2 protein-coding genes are annotated in these 3,693 nt (G+C 72.8%); both read right to left on the bottom strand.

Features of this window, described 5'->3' with window-relative positions:
• Positions 1–2,835: UvrD-helicase domain-containing protein (locus tag SGR02S_RS19025; RefSeq protein WP_067113771.1), on the bottom strand; the 2,835-nt coding region annotated here is incomplete at its 3' end.
• Positions 2,835–3,693: PD-(D/E)XK nuclease family protein (locus tag SGR02S_RS19020; protein WP_174521680.1), on the bottom strand; the 859-nt coding region annotated here is incomplete at its 5' end. The genes SGR02S_RS19025 and SGR02S_RS19020, both read right to left, overlap by 1 nt.

The raw sequence follows: 3,693 nt of genomic DNA, 5'->3' as shown, positions 1-3,693 counted from the left end.
CCGGTGCGCCCAGGCGGGCAGCGCGAGCGGCGGCGGCGCGGCCTTCGCCTCGCGCTCGCGGCGCGCCCATCGGCCGGCGTGGACGCGGTGGACCCGGCGGCGGCCCCACTGCGGTCCCGCCTCCTCCCAGTCGCAGCCCATCGCCTCCAGCGCGCCCTGCGCCGCCGCGTGCCAGCTTGCCTCGGGCACCGACCGGTCGGGCGCTTTCGTCACCCCCGCGACGACCAGTATTTCCTCGGCCCGCGTCATCGCGACATAGAAAAGCCGCCAATGCTCCTCTGCCGCCGCGCGCGCCGCTGTCTCATAGGCTTCGGCGAGCGCGCCGTGGCGTTCGTCGCCGGGCAGCGCGAAGACGGGGAGTTTTTCCCACGCCGCGACATCGACGGTGAAGGGCCGGTGCCCGATCCCGGCATCGTCGGTCGCATCGGCAAGGATGACGATCGGCGCCTGCAACCCCTTCGATCCGTGCACCGTCATCACGCGCACCACGTCGCTGCGCGCCTCGGTCTGGCGCTTGATCTCGGCGGCGCTGCCCTCGACGCTGGCGAGGAAGCCGAGCAGCGACACCGTCTCGCGCGCCTCGAAAGCGAGCGCCTGGCTCAGCAGTTCGTCGATCGGGTCGCGCGCCTCGCGTCCCAGCCGCGCATAGAGCCTGCGCCGCCCGTCGATGGGCCCCGACAGCAAGGTTTCGAGGAAGCGGAAGGGCGTGGTGTAATCGGCCATCGCCAGCAGGTGGCGCAGCGCCTCCATCGTCGCGCCGGGCATGTCGCCCTCGGCCCTGCGCAGATGCTCCCAGATCGCGGCGCGCCCGCGTCCGCGGGTGTGCGCATAAAGCTCGTCCTGCGTCCAGCCGATCAGCGGCGAGACAAGCAGCGCCGCGAGGTTGAGGTCATCGAGCGGCTGCACCGCAAAGCGCATCGCCGCCATCAGGTCCTGCACCGCAAGCGGCTGGGTCAGCGCGAAGCGGTCGACGCCCGCGACCGGGACGTGCAGCGCCTGCAGGCGCGCGACGATCCGCGCCGCGAGGTCGCGGCGGCGGCGGACGAGGATCATCACGTCGCCGGGCGCGACCGGGCGGCCATCCTTGCCGTTCGCGATCCAGTCGCGAACCTCGTCGGCGATCGCGCGCGCGAGGCGCATGCTCGCGGGGTCGGAGGCGGGCGCGCCACTATCGCCCCCGGCGCCTTCGTCGCCCGCCTCGCCCGCATCGTCGGCTTCCGTATCGAGCGCCTTGCCGACCGGCAGCGGTGCCCAAAGCTCGACCTGCCCCGCCTGGTTCGAACGGAAGGGGCGGTGCGGCGGTTCGTCGCCGTCCAGCCCCATCGCGGCGGTGCCGCCCGCCGCGAGCCACGCATCGACGACTTCGAGCACCGCCGGGGTCGAGCGATAGTTGGAGACGAGATCGACCTGGCGGAACGCCTGCCCTGCCCGATCGCCCAGCGCATGGAACAGGTCGCGCGCGGTGGCGAAGGCTTTCGGTTCGGTGCCCTGAAAGCCGAAGATCGCCTGCTTGCGGTCGCCGACGGTGAACAGGGTGCGCGCGCGTTCCATATCGTCGCGATGGACCGCGAAAAACTCCTCGGCGAGCGACAGGACGATACCCCACTGACGCATGTTGGTGTCCTGCGCCTCGTCGACGAGGATATGGTCGGTGCGCTGGTCGAGCTTGAAGCGCACCCATTCGCCGAAGCTGCTGACGCGCAGCAGGCTGCCCGCGAGGGTGATGAGGTCGTCGAAATCGGCGAGCCCGCGTGTCCGCTTCGCCAGCGCATAGCCCTCGGCAAACCGGCTCCCGAGCTTCCATGCCGCCGCCAGTTCGTCGGCGACGCGCATCGCGGTCGCGGTACCGCGCAGGCCCGCCGCCGCCTCGACGATCCGCACCGCCGAATCGACGCAATCGGTCATCCGGCCCTTGTCGCCTGCGAAATCCGCGCGCAGATCGCCCTTGCCGGTCAGGAAGCAGCCGATGAGGTCGTCGAGCATCGCCGCGCGCGCGCCGGGATCGGCCATCAGCCAGCCGATCATCTTGTCCGAACAGGCCTCTCCGGTTCGGGTACCCCACGCCGCGCCGCTCGTCGCCACCGCGCGGATGTCGGCATCGGCGATCGCCCCCGCCGCCAGTTGGTCGGTGAGCCACGCATCGGGGTCGCCCCCCGGCAGGTCGAAAGCGTCGCGCAGGTTGCGCGCCGACGGCGGCAGCAATGCACGCGACCCGCCGAACGCCGACGCGCAGCTCGACAGGAAGGACAGCGCCGATTCGGGACCGAGCCGCCGCGACAGCATCGCCGCCGCGTCGCGGAGGTCAGCGCCATCTTCCCCGCCTTGCGCGCTCAGCATGTCGCTCAGCACCTCGCGCTGCAGCGCCGCCGCCTCATCCTCCTCGATGGCGCGGAAGCCGGGGAGCAGCCGCGCCTCCAGCGGAAAGCTGGCGAGCAGCGTCTGGCAGAAGCTGTGGATCGTCTGGACGCGGATCGCGCCGCCGGGGCTGTCGATCACCGTCGCGAACAGCGACCGCGCGCGCGTCATCAGCCCCGGCCGCTGCCAGTCGAGCCCCAGCGCGTGCAGGTCGAGCCGCAGGTCGCCCTCGTCCATCCGCACCCACGCCGCGAGGCGTTCGTGGATGCGGTGCGCCATCTCGGCCGCGCCCGCCTTGGTGAAGGTGATGCACAGGATCGCCTCGGGCGATACGCCGCCCAGCATCAGCCGCAGCACGCGCGCCGAAAGCACCTGCGTCTTGCCGGTGCCCGCCGACGCGCCGAGCCAGACATGGTGCGCGGGATCGGCGGCGGCGCCCTGCCGCGGATCGAGCGTCGCGAGGCCAGCGGGCTTCGCCATCACTCGCCCTCCCCGCGCCCGAACCATTCGTCGCGGCGCATGAGCTGGTCGTAATCGCCGGGGCCCGCGACCTCGCCCGGCGCGAACGGCGCGTCGCTCAGCAGAAAGCGGCCGGCGAGATCGGCGAGCGCCCCGGCGGCGTGGTCGATCGCCTCTTCAGCGCTCTTGAGCCCGCCGCGCGGTCCATAGGTGCGGGATATCTTCCCGGCGCCGCCCGCGCGGCGGTCGGGGCGCAGGCTCCAATATTCGAGGCTCGCAACGGGCGCGGCGGCAATTCCCTCCATCCCGCCCGCGCGCGCGATCAGGCCGAGCAGGCCGAGCTGGTTGTCGAGCCTGTCGTGCGCCGCCTTGGCGCTCGGCGCACCGCCCGACTTGTAATCGACGATGGCGAGGCTGCCGTCGTCGTTGCGGTCGATCCGGTCGGCCTTGCCGTGAAGCGTGATGCCGTCGGCGGTCAGCTCGCCCCGCGCCTCGACCGCGAGCGGCCGGCGCCCCTCGGCATTCCAGACCTGCTCCGCCGCCCAGCGCAGCGCGGGCTCGATGCGCGGCAGCCAGAAGGCGCGCGCGATGGCGTCGAGCGCCGGGTCGATACGCAGCGCGGCAATTTCGGCCTCGAACCCCTCGCGCGTCGCGCCGCCGCGCACCCAGTCCTCGAACAGCTTGTGGATGCGCGTGCCGCGCCAGCGCGGATCGGGCGCGGCGCTGAGCGGGTCGAGCGGCGACAGGCCGAGCATCTGGTTCGCATAATAAGCGAAGGGATCGCGCGCGAGCCGGTCGAGCGCGGTGACGCTGATCCGGCGCGGCCGGTCGGCGGCGGGGGGCGCGGGGCGCGGCCGCGGCGTCGGCCGCGGCTCGCCC

This window comes from Sphingopyxis granuli NBRC 100800, from assembly GCF_001591045.1.
GTDB lineage: Bacteria > Pseudomonadota > Alphaproteobacteria > Sphingomonadales > Sphingomonadaceae > Sphingopyxis > Sphingopyxis granuli.
The sequence above is the reverse complement of the archived record's forward strand: the minus strand, read 5'-3'. Positions and strand labels throughout refer to the sequence as shown.